Here is a 24461-nt window from a genome sequence, read left to right as displayed (position 1 = left end):
ACCACTCCCTTGGACGGCACCCTCATGCACTCCACCGATCTACTGCTGAAATGGACGACACCCGCAGCCAGTTGGAACGAGGCCGCGCCTGTTGGCAACGGTCGGCTCGGCGCAATGGTCTTCGGCGGCGGCCACCGGGCCCGGATCCAGCTCAACGACTCCACCGTGTGGTCCGGCACCCCCGGCGTTCCGGCCGCGGCCCTCGCCGCGGTCCGCGCGGCCGGCGCCGGCCCAGCGCGGCTCGACGAGGTTCGCACCGCGATCCGAGCCGGTGACCACGACCGCGCCGAGGCCCTGCTGATGGCCTTCGAGGGCCCCTACAGCCAGGAGTACCTGCCCTACGCCGACCTGTGGCTGACCGTTGCCGGCGGTGAGGACGCCACATACCACGGCAGGACGCTCAACCTTGACACCGGGGTGGCCGAGGAGAGCTTCGACCTCGCCGGGACCGCGGTCCGCCGCCGCGTCTGGTCCGACGCCGTCACCGGCACCCTGTGCGCGGCCATGGACGCGGAGGGCGGCACCGTAGACCTGTGCGTCGAACTGTCCACGCCGCTGCGGGAGGTGCACCGGTCGTGCGGAGTCGGCAGCCTCACGCTGGGCGTCGAGATACCCGTGGACGGCGCCCCCTCGCACGAATCCGACGTGGCGGAGCCGCTGCGGTACGCCGACAGGCCCGTCGACGGCTACGACCCGTTCGGCGCGCTCGCTCTTACCCTCGCCACGAACGGCGAGGTGACAGTGGCGCACGGCCGTCTGCTCGTCGCGGGCGCGTCCCGTGTCCTGGTCACCCTGGCCAGCTCCACCAACGCCGACCGCCACTGGCGCGGAGAGGCCACCGCGGACCGCGCCGCACACCTGGACACCGCCGCCGAGATCGCCGCCAAGGCCGCCGCCCGGGGCGCCGACGTCGTGCGAGCAGCCCACGAGGCCGACTTGCGTGGCCTGCTCGGCGGCACCGCCCTGCGCTTCGGCCCGCGCCGCTCGGGCACGTACGACGTCGCGCGAGACATCCTCAACGGTGACGACGAACTCCTCACCGCCACCGTGCTGTTCCAGTACGGCCGCTACCTGCTCGCCGCCGCCTCCCGCCCGCACACCGGACCCCCGGCCAACCTCCAGGGCATCTGGAACGCCGATCTGCGCCCGGCCTGGTCGTCCAACTACACCACCAACATCAACACCCAGATGAACTACTGGGGTGCCGAAGCGGCCGGCCTGAGCGCCTGCCACGAGCCGCTGTTCGACCTGCTGGACCGCCTCGCCGTCCACGGCACCGATGTGGCACGGGAGTTGTACGGCGCCCGCGGCTGGGTGGCGCACCACAACACCGACATGTGGGGCTGGGCCCTGCCGGTCGGCATGGGCCACGGCAACCCCTCCTGGGCGATCTGGCAGATGGGCGGTGCGTGGCTGACCCAACACCTGTGGCACCACTACGAGTTCACCCAGGACACCGACTTCCTGCGCACGCGCGCCTGGCCGCTGCTGCGCGGCTGCGCCGCCTTCCTGCTGGACTGGCTCGTCGAGGACGCCGACGGAGTCCACCTCGACACCATCCCCTCCACCTCGCCGGAGAACCTCTTCCTCACCCCCGACGGCGCCCGCGCGTCCCTTACCCACTCCTGCGCGATGGACTGCGCGCTCGTCCGGGCAACCTTCGAGCGGACCCTACGCACCGCCGAACTCCTCGGCCTCACCGACCCGCTGACCGACGAGATCCGCGCCGCGCTGCCCCGGGTACGGCGGCCCCAGGTCTCCGCCGACGGCTGGCTCCAGGAGTGGGCCGACGACCTCCCCGAGGCCGACCCGCACCACCGCCACGTCTCCCAGATGATCGCCGTCCAACCGCTCGGCCAGATCGACCCCGAGACAACCCCCGAACTGGCCGAAGCGGCAGCGAAGCTGATGGACCGTCGCGGTCCCGACGCCATGGGCTGGTCCTGGGCGTGGAAGATCGCCCTGCGAGCCCGGCTGCGCGACGCCGCCAACGCCCGCTCCCTGCTCCTGGAGGCCGTCCGCCCGCTCGACGGCGACCCCGGCACCGACGCCCCGGTCGACGGCTCCCAGTGGGGCGGGCTGCTGCCCAACCTCTTCTCCACTCACCCGCCGTTCCAGATCGACGGCAACTACGGCTTCACGGCCGCCCTCACCGAGATGGTGCTGCAGAGCCACACCGGCACCCTCCACCTGCTGCCCGCCCTCCCCGCGCAGTGGCCGGACGGCGAGGCCACGGACCTGCGTTGCCGCGGCGGCCTCGCGGCCGACTTCACCTGGAGTGGCGGCGCACCGACCTCCGTGACGGTCCGCAGGCTCGTGGGCGACGACACCGAGCCGGTCCGGATCCGCCACCGGGACCGTACCGCCGAGGTCCGCATCCCCACCGGCACCCAGGTCACCCTCGGCGCGGACCTGCTCCCCCGAGGGGAGCCGGTGCCGTGCTGACCGAGAAGGACCTGCCCGAGCTGTTTTCGTACCAGAGCAACTACCGGGAACCCGCGGACTTCGATGCCTTCTGGAAGGGCACCCTCGCCGACTCCCGCACCCACCAGGAGGCCCAGCTCGGCCTGACACCCGTGGAGACCGGCCTTGAGACCATGGATGTCTTCGACGCCGTCTTCCCGGGCTTCGCCGGGCATCCGGTACGCGGCTGGCTGCGGCTGCCCCGGCACCGGACCGGGCCGCTGCCCGCCGTCGTACAGTTCCACGGCTACAGCAGCGGGCGCGGCGCCCCCACCGACGACCTGCTGTGGGCGTCCGCCGGGTACGCCCACCTGATCATGGACACCCGCGGGCAGGGCGGCGCCTGGGCGGGCGGCGGCGCCACCCCCGACCCCGTAGGCGCCGGCCCCTCCCACCCCGGCTTCCTCACCCGCGGTATCCAGGACAAGGACACCTACGTCTACCGCCGGATCTTCACCGACGCCGTACGGGCGGTGGACGCGCTGCGGGCCTGCGAGCACGTCGACGGCGAGCGAATCGCGGCGATCGGCAACAGCCAGGGCGGCGGCATCGCGCTCGCCGTCGCCGGCCTCGTCCCCGACCTGGCCGCAGCCCACTTCCAGTCGCCGTTCCTGTCGGACGTTCGCCACGCCACCCGGCTCACCGGCGAGCCTCCCTACGACGAGCTGATCGGCTACCTCGCCGCCCGCCGCGACCTGGTCGAGCAGACCTTCACCACCCTCGGCTACTTCGACGGCCTGGCCTTCGCCGCCCGCGCCGCCGCCCCCGCCTGGTTCTCCGCCGGGCTGCGCGACACCGTCTGCCCGCCTGCGACCGCCGTCGCCGCCCACCGCGTCTACGCCGGTCCCAAGCACCTGCGGCTGTGGGAGTTCAACGGCCATGACGCCGGCGGACCCGAAGACCTGGCCATCGCCGTGAGCGCGTTCGGCGCGCTCCTGAAGACGTCGTCGCACTCGCACCGGTTGCCGTCCCCCGCGCACCGTGCGCCATCCCGAAAGAAGGAATCATGAGAATACGAAAGCTCGTCGCGCTGGGCGCCACGCTCACCCTGGCGGCGGTGGTCTCCGCCTGCTCGTCCGGCGCCTCCTCCGCCGGCGGCTCGAAGACCGTCAACTGGTGGACCTGGGACGACAAGCAGGCCGCCGCGTACAAGGTGTGCGCCACGGACTTCGAGAAGGCCAACCCCGGCACGACCGTGAACATCACCCAGTACAACGTGGCGGACTACTTCACCAAGCTCACCGCCGGGTTCGTGGCCGGGAACGCCCCCGATGCCTTCCAGAACAGCGTGCAGTTCTTCCAGGCGTACGCCTCGCAGCACCAGTTGCTGCCGCTGGACAGCTACATCGCCAAGGACAACTTCGACCTGTCCCGCTACTCAGTCGGCGTGAGCGCCTGGAAGTACACCGACGGCAAGCAGTACGCGCTGCCGCTGGACTGGGCGGCGGCGGGCATCTACTACAACCAGGACGCCCTGACTAAGGCCGGGTACACCCAGCAGGACGTTAACTCGCTGAACTGGAACCCCGACAACGGCGGCACGCTGGGCAAGATGATCGCCCACATGACGATCGACGACAAGGGACGCCGCGGCGACCAGCCAGGCTTCGACAAGTCCAACGTCAAGACATACGGCTACGGCCAGATCGCGGCCAAGGACTTCTTTGGCCCGACGACCTGGGACCCGCTGGTCGACACCACTGGCTGGCGCATTGGCGACAAGGCGAACTGGCCCACCCAGTTCAACTACGGCGATCCCCGGTTCGTGAAGACCATGGACTGGATCCGCTCCCTGAACGACAAGGGATACGCGCCCAAGATCGGCCAGTTCACCAACAGCGTCAGCGACACGGACCTGCTGGCGTCCGGTAAGGTCGCCATGGAGAGTGCCGGTTCGTGGGAGGCCGCGACCTTCGTGAAGATCCCCAACCTCAAGGTCGGCATCGCTCCCACTCCGTACGGCACCGACAGCAAGACCCGGGCCGTGGTCAGCAACTCCAACGGCAACAACATCTGGGCTGGCACCAAGAACCCCGACCTGGCCTGGAAGTGGGTCTCGTACATGGGCTCGGAGTCCTGCCAGTCCAAGGCCTCGCAGACCGGTACGTTCTTCCCGTCGATCCCCGCCGCCATGGACTCCTCGGCGAAGACCCTCGCCGCGCAGGGCGTCGACCTGTCGGTCTTCACCGGCATGTTGAAGAACAAGGAACTCTACCCGGCCCCGGTCTACGGCAACGGCGCCGCCGTCCAGGCCGCCTTCGAGCCGCTGTTCCAGGCGTACTTCGCCGGCCAGAAGAGCGACTCCGTCTTCGCGGACATGCAGAAGCAGAGCAAGACCCTGCTCGCGAAGTAGTGAACCGAACCACCGACAGCAACTGGTGACCCGGCACCGGACGCGGCCCACGACCAGGGCCCGTCCGGCCGTCCGGACATATGGAAAGGACTCCGTATGGCTGACGCCTCCGTGCCGATCACCGCCCTGCGCGCGGCCGGCACCTCACTCGTCGTGGAACTCACCGAGCCGGTGCCCAGAGTCCTCCACTGGGGAGCCGACCTCGGCGCGCTGACAGAGGCCGCCCTGGCCGCGCTCGCCCTGACCGGCGAGCCCGCGGTGCTCAACAACTCCATAGACATCCCCCGCAGGTTCACCGTCTGGCCCACCGAGGCTGACGGCTGGTCCGGCACCCCCGCCCATTTCGGTCACCTCGACGGCACCTCGACCGCACCCCGGCTGGCCACCACCCGCGTCGCGCACCACGAGAACCCCGAAGGCGGCGGCGAACTCGTCCTGGAGCTCGCCGACACCGGCGCCGGCCTGGACGTCACCCTCAGCTACCGCCTGGAGCCCTCCGGCGTCCTCGGCGTCAGCGCCGAGCTCACCCGCCGGGCGGCCGGCGGCCAGGACCGCACCGGCGGCGCGCACGGCCCGGCGGGCGACGACGCGCCCTACGACCTCGCGCAGGCCTTCACCCTGCTGCCGCTGCCCCGCCGGGCCACCGAGATCCTGGACTTCACCGGCAAGTGGAGCCGCGAGCGCTCACCACAGCGCCGCCCGCTCGGCCACGGCACCCACTCCCGCGAGGTTCGCCGCGGCAAACCCGGCGTGGACTCGCCCTACCTGCTGACCGTGGGCACCCCCGGCTTCGGCTTCCGCACCGGTGAGGTGTGGGGCGTGCACGTCGCCTGGAGCGGCGACCAGCGCTACCTCGTGGAGCAGCTGCCCGAGGGCGCCGGCAGCCACGCCTCCGCGCTGGGCGGCGGCGAACTGCTGCGGGCCGGTGAGATCCGGCTCGCGCCCGGCGAGACCTTCCGCACCCCGGTGACCCACTTCGCCTGGTCCGCCGAAGGACTCGACGGCCTCGCCGACCGCTTCCACACCCTGCTGCGGGCCCGCCCAGGCCACCCGCACACCGCGCGCCCGCTCGTGCTGAACAGCTGGGAGGCGGTCTACTTCGACCACGACCTGGACCACCTGCTGCGGCTGGTGGACCGGGCCGCCGAGGTCGGCGTCGAGCGGTTCGTGCTCGACGACGGCTGGTTCGCCGGCCGCCGCGCCGACAACGCCGGACTCGGCGACTGGACCGTCGACCCCGCGGTGTGGCCGGACGGGCTGAGCCCGCTGGTGGACCACGTCCGCGCGCTCGGCATGGACTTCGGGCTGTGGGTCGAGCCCGAGATGGTCAACCTCGACTCGGACCTGGCCCGCGAACACCCCGACTGGGTGCTCGGCCCGGCGGCCGGCCTCGGCCCGTCCGCCCGCCACCAGTACGTCCTGGACGTCGCCAACCCCGAGGTGTGGTCGTACCTGCTGCAGTCCCTGGACAAGCTGGTGGCGGCGTACGACATCGCCTTCCTGAAGTGGGACCACAACCGCGAGCTGCACGAGGCCGTGCACGGACCCCGTGACCGTCCGGCCGCGCACGCCCAGGTCGACGCCCTCTACCGGCTGCTCGACGCGCTGCGCGAACGCCACCCCGCCCTGGAGATCGAGAGCTGCTCCAGCGGCGGCGGCCGGGTCGACCTAGGCATCCTCGCCAGGACCGACCGGGTGTGGGCTTCGGACTGCAACGACCCCGTGGAGCGGCAGACCATCCAGCGCTGGACCGGGCAGCTGCTGCCGCCCGAACTTGTCGGCACCCACATCGGGCCCTCGCCGAGCCACACCACCGCACGGGTCAGCACCGACGCCTTCCGGCTGGCCACCGCGCTGTTCGGCCACGCCGGCATCGAACAGGACCTCACGCTGTGCCCGCCCGAGGAACTGGCCCGGCTCACCGCGTGGACCGCGCTCTACCGCGAGCTGCGGCCGCTGCTGCACGGTGGCCGTACGGTCCGCGCCGACCTGGAGGACGACGTGCGGCTGCTGCACGGCGTAGTGGCCCCCGACGGCTCGGCGGCGCTGTACTGCTGGGCGCGGGTGGCGACCTCGGCCGAGGGCCAGTCCGGCCGGGTACGGCTGCCCGGGCTGGCCGCCGACGCCCGCTACGAGGTCCGGATCCGCACCGACCTCGGCCTTCCGTCGTTCCACCAGACCAGCGGCCCGGCCTGGCTCACCGAGGCGGTGGAGGGCTGGATCCCGCTGCCGGGCGCGGTCCTCACGCTGGCCGGCCTGCCGATGCCGACGCTCAACCCCGAGTACGCCCTTCTGATCGAGGTCCGGCGCACCTCGTGACTGCTCTCGCCAGGCGGGCGTCCACTGCCGGCCCGGCCACGTGCGGTGCGGACTGCAGCCCGCCGCTGAGCGGAGGCCGACGGGCGGACGACGGTTCGGCCCCCTGAACCGCACCGTCGCCCGCCCGCCGGAAGAGGGAACGTTCATGGATCACTCCATCCCGTCGGCAGCCCTCCAGTCGTCGGCCGCGAGCACCCGACCGTCCGGCGGGGTCCGGCAGGCGGAAGAGTCTGATTCACGTGCGCGAAGCAACGCATCCGGGTGCCTGTTGGTGGACCCCAGCGTCCTACTGACTCATGGGCTCGGAAAGCGCCAAGGCGACACGACGTTCCCCGGATGACCACACACCGATTTTCATGCACACAGGGCACACACGGTGTCGCCGTCAGGCGACCGGATTACTGACCCTGACCCGCCCCACCGTCACCCCGGAGTTACGACCATGCACGACGACCGCAGTCTGATCGAATCCCGTCTCAAGCGCGTCCTCGACGAGCGGATCCGCCCCGCCGTCTACCCCGTCTCGGTGCCGCTGCACACCGGCATCTGGAACGCTCCCGGTGAACCGGTGCCGGTCGCCGAGGGCCTGGCCGCCCCCCGAACCCCGATCGAGGCCGGTGACGCTTGGGGCGCGCCGTGGGGCACCAGTTGGCTCACGGTCTCCGGCACGGTGCCGCAGGAGTGGGCCGGCCGGACGGTGGAGGCGCTGCTGGACCTCGGCTTCGACGAGAACATGCCGGGGTTCCAGTGCGAGGGGCTCGTCTACCGGCCCGACGGCTCGCCGGTCAAGGGGCTCAACCCGCGCAACCAGTGGGTGCGGGTGGGCGCGCCGGTCGCGGGCGATGAAGAGGTGCTGCTGCACATCGAGGCCGCCTCGAACCCGGTGATTCTCCAATACCCGTCCTTCGCCCCGACCGCGTTGGGCGACAAGGAGACGGCGGGCGACGAGCCGCAGTACACGCTTGGGCGGATGGACCTGGCGGTCTTCGACGAGACGGTGTGGGAGCTCGTCCACGATCTGGAGGTGCTGGGCGAGCTGATGGCCGAGCTTGCGCAGGACAGTGCGCGCCGCTGGGAGATCCTGCGCGCGGTCGACCACGCGCTGGACGCCATCGACCTGCAGGACGTGAACGCCACCGCCGCCGCCGCCCGCAAGCAGCTCGCCGGGGTCCTGGCCGCGCCCGCCGCGCCGTCCGCGCACCGCATCAGTGCGGTCGGCCACGCACACATCGACTCCGCGTGGCTGTGGCCGTTGCGTGAGACGGTACGCAAGGTGGCCCGTACCACGGCGAACATGACCGCGTTGCTGGAGGACGAGCCGGACTTCATTTACGCCATGTCGCAGGCGCAGCAGTACGCCTGGATCAAGGAGCACCGGCCCGAGGTGTACGCGAAGGTGAAGGCGGCGGTCGCGGAGGGGCGTTTCGTGCCGGCCGGCGGGATGTGGGTGGAGTCCGACACCAACATGCCCGGCTCGGAGGCGATGGCCCGGCAGTTCGTGCACGGCAAGCGGTTCTTCCTCGAGGAGTTCGGGGTGGAGAACCAGGAGGCGTGGCTGCCGGACACCTTCGGCTTCGCGGCCGGGCTGCCGCAGATCATCAAGGCAGCGGGTTCCAAGTGGCTGCTGACGCAGAAGATCTCCTGGAGCCAGATCAACAAGTTCCCTCACCACACCTTCTGGTGGGAGGGCATCGACGGCACCCGGATCTTCACCCACTTCCCGCCGATCGACACCTACAACTCCTCGATCAAGGGCAGCGAGATCGCGCACGCCGCGCGTAATTTCAAGGACAAGGGTTCGGCGCGTCACTCGCTGGCGCCGACCGGCTTCGGCGACGGCGGTGGCGGCACCACCCGCGAGATGATCGCCAAGGCGGCGCGGCTGCGCAACCTGGAGGGCTCGGCCACCGTCGAGTGGGAAACGCCCGCCGACTTCTTCGCCAAGGCCCAGGCGGAGTACCCCCAGGCCCCGGTGTGGGTGGGCGAGCTCTACCTGGAGCTGCACCGCGCCACGCTGACCAGCCAGGCCAAGACCAAGCAGGGCAACCGCCGCAGCGAACACCTGCTGCGCGAGGCCGAACTGTGGGCGTCGACCGCCACGGTGCGGGCCGGGTTCCCCTACCCCTACCAGGAGTTGGACCGGCTGTGGAAAACGGTGCTGCTCCACCAGTTCCACGACATCCTGCCCGGCTCGTCCATCGCCTGGGTGCACCGCGAGGCGGAGAAGACCTACGCGGCGGTGGCCGAGGAGCTGGAGGGCATCATCGGCGCCGCCCAGCGCGCGCTGGCCGGCCAGGCCGCGTCCGGCGGCGAGGTGGTCTTCAACGCCGCCCCGCACGAGCGGTCCGGTGTCGCCGCCGGCGCGGCGAGCCTGGCGCCCGCCCTGGCCGGCGGATGCACGGTGGCGGCTCGCGAGGGCGGCGGCCACCTGCTGGACAACGGCCTGCTGCGCGTCGTCGTGGACGAGCGCGGGCTCGTGGTGTCCGCGTTCGACGTCGAGGCCGGCCGGGAGAGCGTGGCGCCCGGCAAGGCGGCGAACCTGCTGCAGATCCACCCGGACTTCCCCAACAGTTGGGACGCCTGGGACGTGGACCAGTTCTACCGCAACACCGTCACCGACCTGACCGACGCCGACGAGGTCACCGTCACCGCCGAGGGGCCGCACGAGGTGTCCGTGCGCGTCACTCGTTCGTTCGGCTCGTCCCGGGCCGTGCAGACCCTCACCCTGCGATCGGGCGCCAAGCGCCTGGACATCGACACCGAGATCGACTGGCACGAGACCGAGAAGTTCCTCAAGGCGGCCTTCCCGCTGGACATCCACACCGACCGATACGCCGCCGAGACCCAGTTCGGGCACCTCTACCGGCCGACCCACACCAACACCAGCTGGGAGGCGGCCAAGTTCGAGGCGTGCAACCACCGCTTCGTCCACTTCACCGAGCCCGACTGGGGTGTGGCACTGGTCAACGACTCCACCTACGGACACGACGTCACCCGCACCGTGCGCCCGGCGGACGGCGAGACGCCCGGCACCACGACGACGGTCCGGCTCTCGCTGCTGCGGGCCCCCCGCTTCCCCGACCCGCAGACCGATCAGGGCCTGCACCGCTTCCGCTACGCCTTGGTGCCCGGAGCGGAGGTCGGCGACGCGGTGCGCGAGGGCTACCGGATCAACCTGCCCGAACGCCGGGTGCCCGGTGACGCCCAGGTGGCGCCGCTGGTGAGCGCGGACCACGACGCGGTGGTGATCACCGCCGTCAAGCTGGCGGACGACGCAAGCGGCGACGTGGTGGTCCGCCTCCACGAGGCGCACGGCGGCCGGGTCCGGGCCGAGCTGACCGCCGGGTTCGCCGTGGCGGGGGCCACCGTGAGCGACCTGCTGGAGCGCCCGGTGTCGCCGGTGTCGGTGGCGGACGGCCGGGTCGAACTGACGCTGCGCCCGTTCGAGATCGTGACGCTGCGGCTGACCCGCGACAACGCCTGACAGTGATGATGTTCGTGGTGACCTGCTGGCGGGTCTGACCCTCCGCCTGACTGACGTCTCGACTGTCCTGTTTGGGATTTGTCGGCCCGCAGGCCGTCACCACGCACGCGGCCGGACGGGCGCGGGCTGTCGATGAATTAGTGGTGCGTGTCGTGTCAACTCGACGATGATGTCGTACACATCGGGGTTTCGCGCAGGAGCCGCCTACCGGGCGAGCGTTGTCAGGCGGCGACGGCGTTCTTCTCCATCTCGCGGGCGTAGCCTCGGCTCGGTCTCGATCGGGCGTCCCCCGTCACACGAAGGTCGATCGTCGCTTCTACGCGTCCTCGCGCGTCGGCGGCGTCGCCGACGCCTCGCCCAGGCCGGACGATCGGGCCACGGTCAGTGACGGGTGCGTCGTTCGCGAGCCTGTCGTGATCGCGATGAGGCTCGCTGTCGCCAGAAGGGCCAGGACGACGAGCATCGCCGGGTAGGAGATAAGGGGGGACAGTGCCGCAAGGAGCTCAGGGAGCAGGAAGCCGGTGTACGACAGCGCGTAGTAGAGGCCGGTCAGTCCGGCGAGATCGTCGGGGGTGACCATTCGCTGGATCTCCAGCAGGCCGGAGACGATGGCCAGTCCGTAGCCGGCTCCCAGCAGCATGGCGCAGCCGAGACCCAGCCAGGGCGAGTGGGCGGCCGCAGCGCAGGCGCCGACGCCCATGCCGCACGCCATCGCCTCCATGGCCACGATCGTCGCCCTAGCCGTGGAAACCGAGTCCAGGCGCTTGGCCAGGGGCTGCACCAGCACACCGGTACCCATTGCGACGACGGTGAGCAGGGTTGCGTAGGCCAGGCTCCAGTGGCCGAGGCGCTCTCCCAAGAGCTGAGGCATCACCGCATAGGCGATGCCCGCGGAGCCGAAGATCCACGGCGCCATCGGGAGCACTACGCGCAGGAATCGCCGGTGTCCGGCGGCGGGGACCCTGAGATCGGCCCACAGTCTGGGCACCGCCCCGGTCCGTTCGCGGGTTTCCGGCGCTCCCGTCAGCGCGAGCAGGGCGGGCGCGGCCACCAGGATGTGGACGATGTAGGGGCTGACCATGGGCCAGGGTCCCCACTGGGCGATGGTCCCGGCCACTCCGGCGCCCAGGCCGAAGCCCGCGGTCAGCGACAGCGCGGCACGGCGCGCCCCCGAACCCGGCTGGACGTCCGGGTCGTGCGGTGGCTGGGAGAGTTCCTTCACCCAGCTCGTACCGACGGCCATCGCGATGCCGACGGCTACGCCGGTCAGGAAGCGACCGATGTAGATGGGCAGTTCTCCGCTGGCTCCGGCGGACAGGACCGCGCTGGCCACCAGTGAGGCCGCGGTGCCCGCGACCAGCAGCGGCTTACGCCCGTAGCGGTCGGAGGCAGATCCCGCGATGAGCAGACCAGGGACGAGGCCGATCACGTAGGCGCCAAGGAAGGCGTCGACCGTGACTGCGGAGTAGCCGGCCAGTTGACGGTACATCAGTAGCAAGGGCGTGAACTGGTTACCGCCCCAGCCGCAGCAGAACATCACTGCCGCCACCCGCAGCCAGGGCCGACCACCACCGGTCCCAGCGGCAGGGCGGTCGGGTATCTGCCGGATGGTGCTCACGGCGGTGGCGCTCCTCGTACGTGTACGTGCCCCGCGGGCTGTGCCGTCAAGACGGGCGGACAGCGGGATCAGCGGCCTGTCATGGTGCGGTGGGTGGCGTCCAGGTGAGCGCGCAGGGCAGTGGCGAACCCCTCGGCGTCCCGGGCGGCGATCAGTTCGAGCAGCGCGGCGTGCTCGCCGACCAGCACGGCCAGCCGGTCGGGCTGGGGGTGGAGGGCATGAACGATCATCCGGCGCTGGCGGTCACCGAGCGTGCTGTAGAAGCCCTCGGCAAGCACGTTTCCCGAGGCGGCCACGATGCCCCGGTGGAATGCCTCGTCCGCCTCGGCGAAGGCGAGGATGTCGCCGGCGCGGGCGTGCCCACGCTGGGTCTCGATCACGTCGGAGAGTCGGCTCACCAGGTCGGTCAGCGGCTTCCCGAAGTGGGCGATGCGGCGTACGGCCGAGGTCTCCAAGGCCTCCCGCAGCTCCAGCAGGTCCTCGGCCTCGCCGGGCGCCACAGGCACCACGACGGCTCCCCGCTTGGGGAACAGCTGCAGCAGGCCTTCGGCCTGCAGGCGCAGGAAGGCTTCGCGGATGGGGGTGCGACTCAGCGCGGCTCGCTCCGCGATCTCACCCTCGCTGATGAGGCTTCCACCGGGAAGCTGTCCGCTGAGGATGAGCTCCTTGGCGAGCCGGTACGCGCGGTCCGCCGCGGGGACCGGCGAGGTGGTTACGGAAGCGGCCATAGCGTTAGAATAAACCATAGATACAAGCTTGGATACATGGTGCCGGCTGCGGAACCAAACGCCCGCAGGGAGCCTGGTGGGAGTAGGGCCGGGGACAGGCCCTGCCGTTCAGCGCTGTGCTTCGTGCCGACTGCCCACGGTCCAGGAAGTCCCCGCCGGAGTCGGCAGCGCGGCGATCCACGCGTGGCCGGCGTCACCGAAGTATCTGCTGTGGGACTCGGCCAGGGCGCCGGCGCGCGCCCTCCTCAGCACCAACGCCCAATCCCGCGTTAGAGGGCGGTGTAGGTGATGGTGGTGGCGGGGGCGGTGGTGAGGGAGACTGCGAGGCCGGTGCTGGTGAGGGAACTGCCGGTCTGTTGCCAGGTGGATTGGGTGTTGAGGTCGGTTACCTGGTAGGTGCGCGAGGTGTTCAGCCCGTACATGCTGGTCCGTGCCGCTTGAGGGGCGGCGGAAGGCCTGGACGGCGTCGGAGGCCGAGGTGCCGAACTGCCAGGCGATCCACTGGTCGGCGGCCGTGCTGTGCGGGGTCAGCGGGTAGAAGTACTCGACGTAGTGGGACGCGATCGGGTCATCACGGGGTAGGTCGGCGACGACCTTCGATTCGAAGGCGCTCGAACGGGTTAACCTCCCTAGCTGAGTTCTTCTTGCGTGGTGGGGGGCTGAGGTCGAGGTCGGCGAAGTGCGTGCGGCGTGTGGTGCCGACGGGGCGTCCGGTCAGGTGGGCGTCGATGCGGTGGAGGTTGATCGCCGCGGCGCTGAGCACGTGGCCCAGGCCGGTCTTGGCCTGGCCTCGGTAGCGGCTGCGGCGGACAGTGGTGGTGCGGACGGCCTGAGAGAGGCGCGGGTCCTCCAAGGCGGTTGTACGCCCCTTGAAGGAGATCTAGATCCTCCAGGAGCGCAGCTGGTCGGCAACGGTGTATACGCTTAGGCGAGTGTCCCGAATTTTACGGACAAGGTCAGGCATGGCCCCGTATGGAGGGTCGACACCCTCGCCGGACTGGTCCATGTACTGGGCGGCTACGAACGCGGCGAACAACGAGTTGCGGTGCGGTAGCGGCTCAAGGCGCACGATGGTGTGTAGGAGCGCGGCCGCGCGCCACGAGGCATCCGGATCGGATGACTCCAAGGTCGGCATCCGAGTCCTGTGGCGTGCGACGGCTGCCACCAGCGCGGAGTAGTCGGAAACGGTGACGTCGTCGTGGCCCAGGGCAAGCTCCTGGACGTCCAGGAGCCAGGCGACATCGATGTGCAGGACGCTCATCAGGCCGCCGTAGCTCCGTCCTGGCGCTGGGAGGGCGGGATCTCCTCGGGGAAGGCCTCGTCGAATTCGGTGCGGAGCTTGTCCGCCCAGTCGGCGGCGCCGGCGACGAACTGCTTACGCTGCATCTCGCGAACGCCGAGGTCATGGACGTACTGCTTGAGGCTCTTGCCCTCGGCTGCAGCTGCCACGCGCACGCCCTCGAGCTCCTCGTCGGTGAAGGACACATTCAGTGATGGCATGCCCTGATGGTACCTAGTTGGTGCCACCATGCGCCAGGCTCGAGGTGATTCTGTCAGGTACATGGCTGAAGGGCGCACCACCTGGAAATCGGGGTGATTCATGCTCCCCGAGCTGCCGGGAGGCCCTTCCGCCACACCTGAACGACCGGAAGATCACCCTGTAGCCAGGCCGCGCAGGGTGCGGGCCAGGGATGCCTTCAGCGGCAGGAGGCGGGACACCGCTGGGAGGAGGCCCATTCAGCCCGCCCAGCGGGCCCGGGCGCGGGCTGCGGGAAGCGCTGCCCCCGCCGAGGAAGCAGGATCGGTCTGTTCGCCACCTGGACATTCGCACACCGTGACCGCCGGTTCGCAGGTTGCACGCCGCGCGAGCGTTTCTGGTGAGCGGTGCTGGGCCCACCACCACACGTTGCTGGAGAACTGGAGCGTGTCCCAGTAACGACGTTGGACCGGCCCCGGTGGGGCGAGCGAGCCACAAATTGACCACGGAAGGGACTCCGGTGGAGGGCTGCCGCTCCCGAAGGCGCCAGAATCGACCCCGTGTGGAGATCGTTTTCGCCCTGAACCATTACTGGCCCACGCTCCTAGCGGGCGTATCCGTCAGCTGCTCACGGAATGTAGCAGTACCAGGAATACGGCTCGTTGTAATTGCGCCAGCCGGAGCGCACCTCCACACCGACCCGTGGACTGAGGTCGTCACGACCACGACCGCGATGATCAGGCCCAATACATCTACGGCGATGCCGCGCTTCCGGCCCGGCATCCGTTTCGCCGCGTCTCTCCCGGTCGTCTCGGACGGCACTCCGGCCGCGGCGTGCACGCTCTGCGTGTCGAGGACCACCAGGCTCGGGTCGGCTAATCGCTTCTTCTTCTCCCGTACCTGCCAGCGCAGCAGGTCATGGACGGTCTGGTCGGTGCCGTCGTCCCGCCACAGACCGAAGTAGTAGTACACCGTGCCGCTCGTCGGCAGGTCGTTGGGCAGGTAGGCCCACTGACAGCCCGTCCGGGACTGGTACAGGATCGCGTTGACGATCTCCCGCATCTGGTACTTGCCCTCGTGGCCCGTGCGCCTCATAACGCCCTCTCAGAGGTGGGTTGCACCGGTCAGAGCCGGGCCCGCGGTGCGGGCCCGGCGTACTGACGACCGCGTTCGGCGGGTCGAGGGGGCCGGGATGGTGTGGTCGCCGTTCGACGGCCCCACCGGGTTACTCAGTGGCGGTTGTCGCGCTTTACCGGCCCCGGGTCGTCGGAGCCAGCGGCGGCGTGCTGGCCGGGGGCCGGCGTAGGTGCGTGGCCTGCTCGAATGAGTACGACAACCCGATCAGCTCGGGCTCACTGAACGCCGTACCGAGGAAGGCCAGGCTGATCGGCAGCCCGTTCGCGGTGAAGCCGTTGGGCACCGTGACCGAGGGGTAGCCGGACAGGCTGGCCAGTGCGGTGCTGCTGGGGACCGTCTTGCAGGTGTTCGTGGCGGTGCTGCCAGGGTAGGCACTCGCGGGGCACGTCGCGTTCGGGAAGACCAGCCCGTCCAGCCGGTTCGCGGTCAGCAGGCTGTCGATGCCATTCCGGAACGAGGCAGGACCAGTGGCGAGCGCCTGCTGGTACGCGGGGTCGGTGAGCGACCCCCGGCTCTCGGCCTGGGTCAGCCGGGTCAGCACGGCCGGCGAGATGGGAAAGTCGGGCTGGCTGCTCTGCGCGATGACATCGGCCAGCGTCTTGACCGGGACGCTCTTCGGCCTGGTCGCCAGGTAGTCGGCGAGCTGGTACTTGAACTCCAGGTCGGAGATGGTCGCATAGACCGAGCTTGCCGAGGACAGCAGCGAGTCGGGCAGGTGCACCGGGACGATGGTCGCGCCGCGTGCCCGCATCGTGTCCAGGGCGCGCTGGGTGGCCGCGTCGATCTCGGTGTTGCCGCCGTTGAAGTTGTCTACAAACCCGATGCGGGCGCCGGACAGCTTGTCCGCCTTCAGGTACTTCGTGTAGTCGGTGCTGTAGTGGCCCGCGCTGGCCTTGGTACGCGGGTCCTTTGAGTCGACTCCGGTCAGGGCACTGAGCATTGCCGCGCCGTCGGAGACGGTTCGGGTGAGCGGCCCGGCGACGTCGAACGTCAGGCTGAACGGGATGATGCCGGCTCCGCTCACCAGCCCCATGGTCGGCTTGATGGCGACCAGGTCGTTGTTGGCAGCCGGACCGCGCAGTGAGCCGAGGGTGTCGGTACCTATACCGGTGGCGGCCAGGTTCGCGCCGACCGCGGCACCGGGGCCGGCACTGGACCCGCCCGGACCGCGCGTGAGGTCGTACGGGTCGAGCGTCTGGCCGCCCACGGAGCTGTACCCGCCGCCGGGAGAGCCACCGTGCGCCCACTCATCCATGTTGCCCTTGCCCAGGATGACCGCCCCGGCCTCCAGGAGGCGCTGGGTGACGGAGGCGTTCTTCTTCGGGTAGGTGCCGGCCAGCGTCTTCGACCCGCCGGTCGTCGGCATGTCGGCGGTGTCGATGTTGTCCTTGAGGATCACTGGGACGCAATGCAGCGAGCCGGTGAAGCCGTGCCGGGCGAATGACTTGTCGAGTGACGCTGCCCGCTTCAGTGCCTGGTCGGACACCGTGATGTAGCTGTTGAGCTTGGGGCCGGCCTTGTCGTAGGCCGCGATACGGTTCAGGTAGGCCTGAACGAGCTGCACACACGTCAGGTGGTGCGACGCGATCGCCTCATGGATGCCGCTGATGGTGGCTTCGGTGAGCATAAACGGCTCTTGCTTCGGTGCCGCCTGTGCCGGACCGGTCAGCGTGGCGGCGACGGTTGCGACGCCTGCCAGGGTGACCAGGGCACGTCTACGGGTTCGGGTGAAGCGGCTCATGGGACTCCATTCGTCTGACAATCTGTTCCCCTGCGACTCTTTAAGGCAGGTGATCACCTCAAGTGACGTCGACGGTAGATCGCCGTGGTTACGCCGATATGCCAGTAATTTTTCTGCCTCATTGCCGGAACGATCTTGGGTTACGCTGCACATGACGTTGGCCCGCGTCGCACGCCAACCCGCCTTGAAGCTCTGGGAGTTGGTGACCGCGGCGCTTGCGGGTACCCGGCGGCCATTCCTCCACCGCGCGAGTCGCGGGTGGTCGTGCCCCTGGACATCTCCGGCATGGCTATCGCCGGCGAAGGTTGATGCGAGGCGCCCGTTCGTCACCGCGACCACCACGTCAGCCTTGTGTACCGGCTGCGCGGTGCCGTTGACCCGGTGCGGCACCTGCCTGCCGACCACCGACCCTGCCCTGCCCGCCCGCTTGTGCTTGCACTGCACCACCCACACCCGCACGGCTAGTGATCGACCGCCCGCACGTCACAGGCCTGGTCCCCGCCGCCACCGAGCCGTTGGACGCCGGCGGCGTCGTGCGGCAGGTCGCGGACCGCAACGTCGAACGCGTCAAGGCATGACGCTGAACAACCTCGGCAACGCCCTGCGGCAGGTGCGCCGATTCGACGAGGCCATCGACGCCCACACCCAGGGCCGCCGCCATCTTCCGCGAACTCGGCGACAGCCACAGTGAGGACATCGCGCGGAACAACGCCCGCGCAAGCCGGTGGTGGTGGCGTTGGCGCAGATGACAGGGCCGCTTCGGGCCACGTCCGCCACGCAGAACCGCAGCTCACAATCACCGACGGCACGGATATCGGGCTGTTATCTGCGATAACTCCGTCACGAAGCGTACAGACGCACGATCTGACACGGGTGTTCCTCAACCCCCGAGTTGCTCGGCCTCCAGGAGATTCGTCGCGCCGAGACCGATGGCCACCGCTAGCCCCGTCCTCCGTATGTAGCTCGTGTGGGTGACAGCGGCCATGATCGCGGATCGAATCGCGGCTGAGTCGACACCACTTCGGGGTTCGGTCGTTGGGCAAGGTGTCCCCGATGTTGACTGGTACCGACCGGTTCAACATCGCTTGACACAAGCCTCGCGAAGCGATTCCCCCATGTGCGGAGTACCCGGCTAGCTGAACGACCACCTGGGCACGGTCCCGCCAGCCGCCTCCCGCGCCGCTCGGCAGCACCTGGCCAGCGCCTCGGTCAGCCCCGTCCGGTCCGCGCACTGGCGCAGCAGCGCCGCCCCGGCGTGCCCGATCGCCCCCTTGCCGTCAGCCTGCACGGCCTGCCGACGATCCCGGCCTATACGCTCGATCACCAGAACGGTGCCCTGACTTCTGCAGCGGATACGACCTAGACACTCGCATCCTTACAGGTCAGCGGCACCTTTCTGCTACCGGGGCGTCAGATCGCCCAATTCCGCTGAATACCCAGGGTCGGTGTTGGTGCGCTCTCGTCTGCGGGGGGTGGGGTTTTCGGAACCCGCACCAGCAGCGGCGCGAGGACGAGCCCCGCGCCGGTCCGGTCGAGGGGTTGGTCGGAGCAGTCACTCCGCGCCGGTCTGGCCCACCAGGGCGGCGGCGACGATGCCCGCGAGCGCGGCGGCCTCGTCGTTGAGCGACGCGTCCCCCGTGACGCCGACGGCGCCGAGCAGCCCGCCGTCCGCGTCCCGGACAAAGACGCCGCCGGGCACCGAGAGGATCTTCCCGCCCGCGAGCGTGGCGACCGAGGTGAAGAACTCCGGGGAGTCGGCCGCGCGGGCCGCGATGGCGCGGTTGGTCATGCCGAGGGCGAGGACGCCCGAGGCCTTGGCGACGGCGAGGTCGGGGCGGAGGAAGCCCGACCCGTCCTGCCGCCCGAGGGCTACGAGCGCGCCGCCCGGGTCGAGCACCGCGACCGTCAACGGGTTGAAACCCTGCTCGATGCCGTGCGCGAGGGCGGCGGTGACGATGGTCTGGGCCTGCTCAAGGGTGATGGTCACGGACGCAGATCCTAGTAGACGAGCGGCGAGACCCGCTCGGTGCCGTTCGGGGCCGCGACCTGGTCGACGTCGACCCGTACGCACCACCGCCGTCCGGGGCTATCCCAAATGGAGTTCCGGCGGGTTCATCGGCGGTCCTGATGAGGGGAACAGCGCAAGTGAGGAGGTGAGAGCCTTCCCGCTGGCTGTCACTCGTGCGTGTGAGGTTCTCCACGTTACTGGCAGATTCTGCGAGTGGGCCAGCAACTTGCGTGGCTATCCGGGATTCAGGAACTCGCCGCCGTCTGACGTTGCGCCAGTCGTTGGCGCGTCCAGGCGATGAAGTTGTCCCCGGGGCCTGCCGGCCGCACGTCCGCCAGCAGGGATTCGATCTCCTCACTCGGAGCGTCGTCGACTCGAAGGAAAATCTCCGCTTTCGTGAGCGACATCATTCGCACGACCGGCAGGGACGGGTGGCGGCACTCCTGCAGGAGATTGGTTCGATCGAGAAGGTGGACCATCTGCGGGACGGCGTCATCGTGCAGGACCGTCGCCAGTGCTTCACCGCAGATGAGGCTGTTGTCCTCGCGCAGGGCCCAGCGCGCGCGGAACGGCAACTCGTCGTCGGGAGCGTGCGCTACGTGGGACGGTGGGATCACGTCGCCGGACAGCACCGCAGTAACAAAGGCGACGGGGGCTCGCACTTCACCGCTGGCCCAGTGCTGCCGGTTGATCCACTCCCAGTACGGCGCCGGCACGATGCGGTAGCCGACCTCGAAGACGGCGGCGTCGGGGTCTACGTAGTGACGGGCGAATCCGAGGATGACTTGATCGCCGTTGTCGGCGATGAGACGGAAGGTGCGGCCGGACTTTTTGAAGCCAGCTGCTTTCATCACCGGGGCCACGTGCTGCTTGACCAGCAGGTCCAGCGGTCTCATAGATGCCTTCCTCTTTTACGTCCGTGTCCCTCGATCCTCACGGATGCCTGCGGGAGCGGAGCACGAGCGGGGCCGATCACAATGACGGGCGTCGGGCGATTTTCACATGGGAGGCGCGATCTTCTTTTGGCGGCCCAACCATCCTCAAGCGTCGGATTGCGGGTGTTGGCGCCGGTCAGCTGAGTCGGCTTGTCGGCTTCTGCTGCTCGTGCGCGGCGGCCAGCGCCTCCAGCCGGGCGGGGGTGCCGTCGGTGGAGCCGTCGTCGACGAAGAGCACCTCGAACGCGTCGCGCAGCATCGTCTGCCCAAGCATCGAGTCGATGAGCGGTTCTATGTGCGTCCCCGAGTTATACGTGGGAACCACCACAGTGACCTTGACCGCCATCCGCCCCGCACCCCGCACCGAATCGCCCGCCTCTGAGTCGGTGCACCTGAACGCTGGAGTGAACCCTGGTGCCAGGGACGACTCGCCGTCTGCCGCTGGACGCACCCGACTCTCGGCGCACTGTGCCGCCGAGCACCAGCGTCCGTGCGGCCTGCGGCATGGAAGATCTTCCAGACAGTGGAGACGGTGATGGGGTGGCCGAGCCGGGCCACCTCGCCGTGCACCCTCTTATGCCCCCACCTGGGATTCTCCCGGGCCAGGCGCAGGACGAGCTTCTTGATCGCGGTCGGTGGCCGGCCTGGGCGGCCGCGCCGCGCAAGTACAAGGCTCGGGCCGCCGCGAACTGGGCGGCAAGACGCCCGTCGAGGCGTGGCGGGCCGACGCGACGCCGCTCACGGATGTGTCCGCCGGGCAGCTCGCGACGATCGCTCTGGAGGACGACGGCCGCACCTGCACGATCAGCACCAGCGGTGTGCGATGGCGCCGCCGCGACTACCTCGTCCCCTGGATGAACGGCCGTACCGGCACGAAAGTCTCGGTACGGCACCTGTCCCATCACGACGACACCATCGAGGTCTTCGACGCCGTCATCGGCCACCACCGCGGCTCGGCATTCCTGGCTACCGCCGCGAGCCGGGAACAGATCCGCGCAGTCCAAGCCGCACGCACCGCGGCCCCGCGAGGTTCAAAGTGGATCTGAAAGCCGCGGAGAGACTACGCCGCCGGCGCTTCGGAGCCTCCACCACCGCCGCCCCGCCCCGCCCTCTCATCTCCCCCACCTCCGCGCAGGCAGGCCGAAGACAAACTGGGCGCAGCGGCGCAGACGGACCGCCGTGCCTTGGCCCGCCCCGACTTCATCCCGCACGGCCCCGCACCCGAGCCACAGCCGTCCAGACGTCGGGCCGGAGCCAAAAGCCGCGGGCAGCGGTGGCCCCACCCAGCGGAGTCGCTGACCTCTACCGCTTACCGCTTGAGCCCCAGCGCCCGGCGCGCGCGCCGGATCCAAGGGTTGCCGGCGACCGCGTCGCGCAGGCGCAGCTGGGCGGGCGCCCTGTAGGCCGGACCCTCCAGGCGCACCACCCGGCCGTCCCGTACGACGGCGTACGCGACTGGGCCGGCGTCCGAGGGCTTGGGCACGCCCGAGGTCAGCAGGGCGACGGGCCAGCGGCCCGCTGGGGCCTTGATCCGCCCGGTGACGCGGAGCAACGGCGGCTGTCCGGCGACGAGTTCGGCCGCGACCGTGGTCGCCGACTTCCCCTCCCCGATGCGCACCCGCACCGGGGCCGACGCCGCTCCCGCACCGCCCCCCTGGCTGGCCAGCGGCAGTGGCAGCACCCCGCCCCGGCCGCGCACCGCGTTCGTGACCCGGCCCAGATCGTCGGCAAGCCGACGCTGCCGTTCGTCCATGTCCAGGGCCAGCTGCCCGGCGCCGGTCCAGTACGGGATCGCGATCCGCGCTCCGCCGAGCGCGGCCCCGGCCTCTGCCGTCGCGCCAGTGGTGCCCAGGAGCGCGGGGCCGGCGTCTGTCGTCGTGCCCGGTGTGCCGTCTCCGGTCAGTCGTACGAGCCGGTCGACGCCCAGCAGCTGCACGAATGCCCACACGTCGTGCACCCCGCGCTGCAGCGGCCGGCCGCCGGCCAGCGTGGCGGGGTCGACGCACATCCGCCCGGCGGCCAGCACCTGGACGCGCCCTTCGTCCAGCGGTTCCAGCCGGACCTCCAGGTCGCCCTCCGGGTACCACCAGTCCTCGCGGTCCCGGTCCTTGACGACCAGCTCTGCGTACGCCAGCCGGAGCGGATCCGGCACCTCCCACTGCGCGAACCCCGGCACACCGTCCAGCAGTTCCGGGTCCAGCAGCAGCCGTCCGTCGCGCTCGACCAGGGCCAGCGGCTCGCCGTCGCCGCGCACCAGGTCCAGCGTCACGTCGGCGACGAGCCGGCCGGCCTGCCAGCGTAGGTCCGTGACCTTCGTACGGGCCTTTATCTCGCGCGTGCGCTTCGCCAGCTCCAGCGCCCCCTCGAAGTCGCCGCGCTCCAGCAGCTCCGCGCGCACCCGCGAGACCGCGGGCAGCCCCTCTCGCACGGCGGGCGGGAACTCCTCCAGCGCCACCCGGCGCGCCGCCTCGAAACGCGGCCGCTGCTCCTGCGGGGCAACGTTGAGGATCTCCGGCTCCCGGGCCCGGGACAGCACCTCGACGTGGTAGTTGCGGTGCAGCAGCCGGTTCTGCAGGTCGTCGACGCCCTCACCGGGCTCGGTGCCGGCCTTGATCTGCCGCACGACCCTGCGCACGTTGCCGAAGAAGTCGTGCCGCTCGCTGAACCGCGCCGCGGTGTTGTTGCCGCCGTCGTCCCGCTTCATCCAGTAGTAGCAGGGGTAGTCGCCCAGGACGGCGATGCGCTCCGCGACCAAATACGCGGCGCTGACGAAGAGCAGGTCCTCCAGGATCCACGGTCCCTCGGGGAACTGGAGCCCGTGCTTCTCGACGAACGCGCGCCGCAGCATCTTGTGCGGCGACATGCTCTGCATCAGCTCGTCGTTGTCGATCGTGCAGGCGTCGACCGTGTGCCGGAACAGCCGGCGCGGCCGGACCATGGTGCTGGACATCTTGCCCAGCACCACGTCCGCCCGGTTGCGCTTCGCGTGCTCGTACAGCCGCTCCAGGGCCTCGGGCCCGAGCGTGTCGTCATGGTCGACGAACTGGAGGTACTCCCCCCGTGCGTGTTTCATGCCGACATTGCGCGGCTTACCGGGCCAGCCGGAGTTCGGCTGGGTGTGCACCGAGACGTTCGGGTGCTCGGCGGCCAGCTTGCGCAACCGCGACAGCGTGTCGTCGGTCGAGCCGTCGTCGACGTAGATCACTTCGTACTCATCGGCCGGAAGGCTCTGATCGAGCAGGGACGGAGCACATTCCTCGATGTAACGGCCCGTGTTGTACACCGGGACGATGACGCTGACCTTGAGCATCCGCCAACCCTATGTGAGCGTTTCTCCACCGTGTCAAGCGGATGGCCATCGTCTGGGCCGACTCGGCCTATGGCGGAAAGCTCGTCGGCTGGGCGAAAACAGCACCTCAACCTCACGATCAAGACCGTCAGCTGACCCAAGGACACCTCCGGCTTCGTTGGTGCTGCCCCGCCGCGGGGTCGTCGAACGCACCTTGTGCCACCTTGATGATGCACGCCCGCCGACACGCGCGCGACAGGCACATCTCACCGTCCCGCCGCAAGTCCTCAACCGGGTTCAAAACCAACTGACATCGCAAACTTGGTCAGAAGTGACTCCCACATCCATCGCGAAACGGGTCCCTCTCTCGGATACAAAACCACTTCGCCGTACGCGCCAGAGGACTCACAGGGCAGGGCCCGCGGCCGTGTCGCGCCCTCGGCTGGGAACACTCGTCAGTGCGTGGTGATCTCGCACCGGAAGCCCTCATGGCTGGTGCGGCCGGAGGGTTGGAGACACCACAGTTGCGGGGCGTCCGGGTCATCCGCGCTCGGCGACTGCTCCTCGCACGAGCGCGCCTCGAAGGGCCGGGTTCAGGTCGACGACGCGCTTGCGGCCCCCGCCCACCCGGCGAATGCGTCCCAACGGTGCTTCCTCGGAGTCGAGTTCACCCACCCCCAGCGACACCGTGGCTTCGCGGACGCCGGCAGCACGAGCGACCAGCCTGATCCCCCCCGTGGCCGATCGACCGCGCCTCCGCGGGCGGCGGGCGTGCCCGGCGGGCGCCGGGTAGTCGATGGGCTGGTCGCGTAGCACGCTGCGGGTCATGATGTGGTCGTAGCTGTCGGCGATCTTCGCCCAGTAGGGGTCGTTCCAGCCCCTCATCTTCTGGCCTTCGGTGTGGTCGTC

The 24461-nt window shown here is 69.9% G+C and carries 19 protein-coding genes and 4 pseudogenes; 8 read left to right on the top strand and 15 right to left on the bottom strand.

What is annotated here, in order from left to right; translation table 11 throughout:
• The first annotated feature begins 9 nt into the window (after nt 1-9).
• The 5 genes from EFK10_RS12435 to EFK10_RS12415 all read left to right on the top strand — a co-directional run bounded on the left by EFK10_RS12435 (nt 10) and on the right by EFK10_RS12415 (nt 10619).
• Nucleotides 10-2445, top strand: coding sequence for a glycosyl hydrolase family 95 catalytic domain-containing protein (locus EFK10_RS12435; protein ID WP_240677175.1), 2436 nt, complete (start codon nt 10-12; stop codon nt 2443-2445).
• Entirely contained in the window at nt 2439-3473 is a 1035-nt protein-coding gene (locus EFK10_RS12430; RefSeq protein ID WP_127355782.1) for an acetylxylan esterase, read from the top strand. Before EFK10_RS12435 ends, EFK10_RS12430 begins: the two co-directional genes overlap by 7 nt.
• Nucleotides 3470-4816, top strand: coding sequence for an ABC transporter substrate-binding protein (locus tag EFK10_RS12425; protein WP_127355781.1), 1347 nt, complete (start codon nt 3470-3472; stop codon nt 4814-4816). The genes EFK10_RS12430 and EFK10_RS12425 overlap by 4 nt, the downstream gene beginning before the upstream one ends.
• 96 nt (nt 4817-4912) lie before the next feature.
• Complete coding sequence (locus EFK10_RS12420) at nt 4913-7135, top strand: alpha-galactosidase (protein WP_127355780.1); 2223 nt, start codon at nt 4913-4915, stop codon at nt 7133-7135.
• A gap of 442 nt (nt 7136-7577) precedes the next feature.
• On the top strand, nt 7578-10619 hold the full coding sequence (locus EFK10_RS12415; RefSeq protein ID WP_127355779.1) for an alpha-mannosidase: 3042 nt from the start codon (nt 7578-7580) through the stop codon (nt 10617-10619).
• A 316-nt stretch (nt 10620-10935) separates the two neighbouring features.
• Here EFK10_RS12415 and EFK10_RS12410 read toward each other — a convergent pair whose 3' ends face one another.
• The 8 genes and pseudogenes from EFK10_RS12410 to EFK10_RS12380 all read right to left on the bottom strand — a co-directional run bounded on the left by EFK10_RS12410 (nt 10936) and on the right by EFK10_RS12380 (nt 17320).
• On the bottom strand, nt 10936-12237 hold the full coding sequence (locus EFK10_RS12410; protein WP_206305422.1) for an MFS transporter: 1302 nt from the start codon (nt 12235-12237) through the stop codon (nt 10936-10938).
• Nucleotides 12238-12305: 68 nt separating this feature from the next.
• Entirely contained in the window at nt 12306-12965 is a 660-nt protein-coding gene (locus tag EFK10_RS12405) for a GntR family transcriptional regulator (RefSeq protein WP_127355778.1), read from the bottom strand.
• A 269-nt stretch (nt 12966-13234) separates the two neighbouring features.
• Nucleotides 13235-13387 (bottom strand): hypothetical protein, encoded by a 153-nt coding sequence (locus tag EFK10_RS47315; protein WP_164835956.1) that lies wholly within the window; start codon nt 13385-13387, stop codon nt 13235-13237.
• Nucleotides 13388-13536: 149 nt separating this feature from the next.
• Nucleotides 13537-13803: pseudogene (locus EFK10_RS12400) on the bottom strand (hypothetical protein); the annotation flags it as partial.
• A gap of 42 nt (nt 13804-13845) precedes the next feature.
• Nucleotides 13846-14226: a toxin Doc gene (locus EFK10_RS12395; RefSeq protein WP_206305421.1), complete on the bottom strand. Its 381-nt coding sequence runs from the start codon at nt 14224-14226 to the stop codon at nt 13846-13848.
• Nucleotides 14226-14465: a hypothetical protein gene (locus tag EFK10_RS12390; protein WP_164835955.1), complete on the bottom strand. Its 240-nt coding sequence runs from the start codon at nt 14463-14465 to the stop codon at nt 14226-14228. The genes EFK10_RS12395 and EFK10_RS12390 overlap by 1 nt, the downstream gene beginning before the upstream one ends.
• Nucleotides 14466-15144: 679 nt before the next feature.
• Nucleotides 15145-15528, bottom strand: a pseudogene (locus tag EFK10_RS12385) (transposase); the annotation flags it as partial.
• 163 nt (nt 15529-15691) lie between these two features.
• A complete protein-coding gene (locus tag EFK10_RS12380) occupies nt 15692-17320 on the bottom strand; it encodes an amidase family protein (RefSeq protein ID WP_164835954.1) in 1629 nt (542 codons plus the stop codon).
• A 574-nt stretch (nt 17321-17894) separates the two neighbouring features.
• On the opposite strand from EFK10_RS12380, the gene EFK10_RS49990 reads away from it, so the two are divergent.
• Nucleotides 17895-18011, top strand: a complete 117-nt coding sequence (locus EFK10_RS49990; protein WP_240677174.1) for a tetratricopeptide repeat protein — start codon at nt 17895-17897, stop codon at nt 18009-18011.
• A gap of 441 nt (nt 18012-18452) precedes the next feature.
• Here the strand turns inward: EFK10_RS49990 and EFK10_RS12375 are convergent, their stop codons facing one another.
• From EFK10_RS12375 to EFK10_RS12360, 4 genes are all read right to left on the bottom strand, one after another.
• Nucleotides 18453-18644: a hypothetical protein gene (locus tag EFK10_RS12375; protein WP_127355774.1), complete on the bottom strand. Its 192-nt coding sequence runs from the start codon at nt 18642-18644 to the stop codon at nt 18453-18455.
• A gap of 228 nt (nt 18645-18872) precedes the next feature.
• Nucleotides 18873-19307 (bottom strand): GlcG/HbpS family heme-binding protein, encoded by a 435-nt coding sequence (locus EFK10_RS12370; protein WP_127355773.1) that lies wholly within the window; start codon nt 19305-19307, stop codon nt 18873-18875.
• A 266-nt stretch (nt 19308-19573) separates the two neighbouring features.
• Complete coding sequence (locus EFK10_RS12365) at nt 19574-20224, bottom strand: DUF4304 domain-containing protein (RefSeq protein WP_127355772.1); 651 nt, start codon at nt 20222-20224, stop codon at nt 19574-19576.
• A 175-nt stretch (nt 20225-20399) separates the two neighbouring features.
• Nucleotides 20400-20609 (bottom strand): glycosyltransferase family 2 protein, encoded by a 210-nt coding sequence (locus EFK10_RS12360; RefSeq protein WP_127355771.1) that lies wholly within the window; start codon nt 20607-20609, stop codon nt 20400-20402.
• Between the two features lie 289 nt (nt 20610-20898).
• Here EFK10_RS12360 and EFK10_RS49980 point away from each other — a divergent pair, with 289 nt between their 5' ends.
• Nucleotides 20899-21309 carry a Mu transposase C-terminal domain-containing protein gene (locus EFK10_RS49980; RefSeq protein ID WP_127355770.1) on the top strand — a complete coding sequence of 137 codons (411 nt, stop codon included), beginning with the start codon at nt 20899-20901 and terminating at the stop codon, nt 21307-21309.
• A 263-nt stretch (nt 21310-21572) separates the two neighbouring features.
• On the opposite strand, the gene EFK10_RS12345 is transcribed toward EFK10_RS49980, so the two are convergent.
• Nucleotides 21573-23573, bottom strand: a complete 2001-nt coding sequence (locus EFK10_RS12345; protein WP_127355769.1) for a glycosyltransferase family 2 protein — start codon at nt 23571-23573, stop codon at nt 21573-21575.
• Nucleotides 23574-23614: 41 nt separating this feature from the next.
• On the opposite strand from EFK10_RS12345, the pseudogene EFK10_RS53205 reads away from it, so the two are divergent.
• Nucleotides 23615-23770 (top strand): annotated as a pseudogene (locus tag EFK10_RS53205) (IS5-like element IS4811 family transposase); the annotation flags it as partial.
• A 237-nt stretch (nt 23771-24007) separates the two neighbouring features.
• On the opposite strand, the gene EFK10_RS53770 reads toward EFK10_RS53205, so the two are convergent.
• Both EFK10_RS53770 and EFK10_RS12340 read right to left on the bottom strand, forming a co-directional pair.
• Nucleotides 24008-24076 carry a hypothetical protein gene (locus EFK10_RS53770; RefSeq protein WP_456318723.1) on the bottom strand — a complete coding sequence of 23 codons (69 nt, stop codon included), beginning with the start codon at nt 24074-24076 and terminating at the stop codon, nt 24008-24010.
• A gap of 43 nt (nt 24077-24119) precedes the next feature.
• Nucleotides 24120-24312: pseudogene (locus EFK10_RS12340) on the bottom strand (ISAzo13 family transposase); the annotation flags it as partial.
• Nucleotides 24313-24461: the final 149 nt, after the last annotated feature.

This window comes from Streptomyces soli (genome assembly GCF_003999195.1).
Classification (GTDB): domain Bacteria; phylum Actinomycetota; class Actinomycetes; order Streptomycetales; family Streptomycetaceae; genus Actinacidiphila; species Actinacidiphila soli.
The sequence above is the reverse complement of the archived record's forward strand: the minus strand, read 5'-3'. Positions and strand labels throughout refer to the sequence as shown.

Excerpts from the sequence above, each read along its gene's own strand:
- EFK10_RS12425 (WP_127355781.1), top strand. The coding sequence starts at position 3,470 with ATGAGAATACGAAAGCTCGTCGCGCTGGGCGCCACGCTCACCCTGGCG.
- EFK10_RS12420 (WP_127355780.1), top strand. The coding sequence starts at position 4,913 with ATGGCTGACGCCTCCGTGCCGATCACCGCCCTGCGCGCGGCCGGCACC.
- EFK10_RS12415 (WP_127355779.1), top strand. The coding sequence starts at position 7,578 with ATGCACGACGACCGCAGTCTGATCGAATCCCGTCTCAAGCGCGTCCTC.
- EFK10_RS12405 (WP_127355778.1), bottom strand. The coding sequence starts at position 12,965 with ATGGCCGCTTCCGTAACCACCTCGCCGGTCCCCGCGGCGGACCGCGCG.
- EFK10_RS47315 (WP_164835956.1), bottom strand. The coding sequence starts at position 13,387 with ATGTACGGGCTGAACACCTCGCGCACCTACCAGGTAACCGACCTCAAC.
- EFK10_RS12395 (WP_206305421.1), bottom strand. The coding sequence starts at position 14,226 with ATGAGCGTCCTGCACATCGATGTCGCCTGGCTCCTGGACGTCCAGGAG.
- EFK10_RS12390 (WP_164835955.1), bottom strand. The coding sequence starts at position 14,465 with ATGCCATCACTGAATGTGTCCTTCACCGACGAGGAGCTCGAGGGCGTG.
- EFK10_RS12380 (WP_164835954.1), bottom strand. The coding sequence starts at position 17,320 with ATGAGCCGCTTCACCCGAACCCGTAGACGTGCCCTGGTCACCCTGGCA.
- EFK10_RS49990 (WP_240677174.1), top strand. The coding sequence starts at position 17,895 with ATGACGCTGAACAACCTCGGCAACGCCCTGCGGCAGGTGCGCCGATTC.
- EFK10_RS12365 (WP_127355772.1), bottom strand. The coding sequence starts at position 20,224 with ATGAGACCGCTGGACCTGCTGGTCAAGCAGCACGTGGCCCCGGTGATG.
- EFK10_RS12360 (WP_127355771.1), bottom strand. The coding sequence starts at position 20,609 with ATGGCGGTCAAGGTCACTGTGGTGGTTCCCACGTATAACTCGGGGACG.
- EFK10_RS12345 (WP_127355769.1), bottom strand. The coding sequence starts at position 23,573 with ATGCTCAAGGTCAGCGTCATCGTCCCGGTGTACAACACGGGCCGTTAC.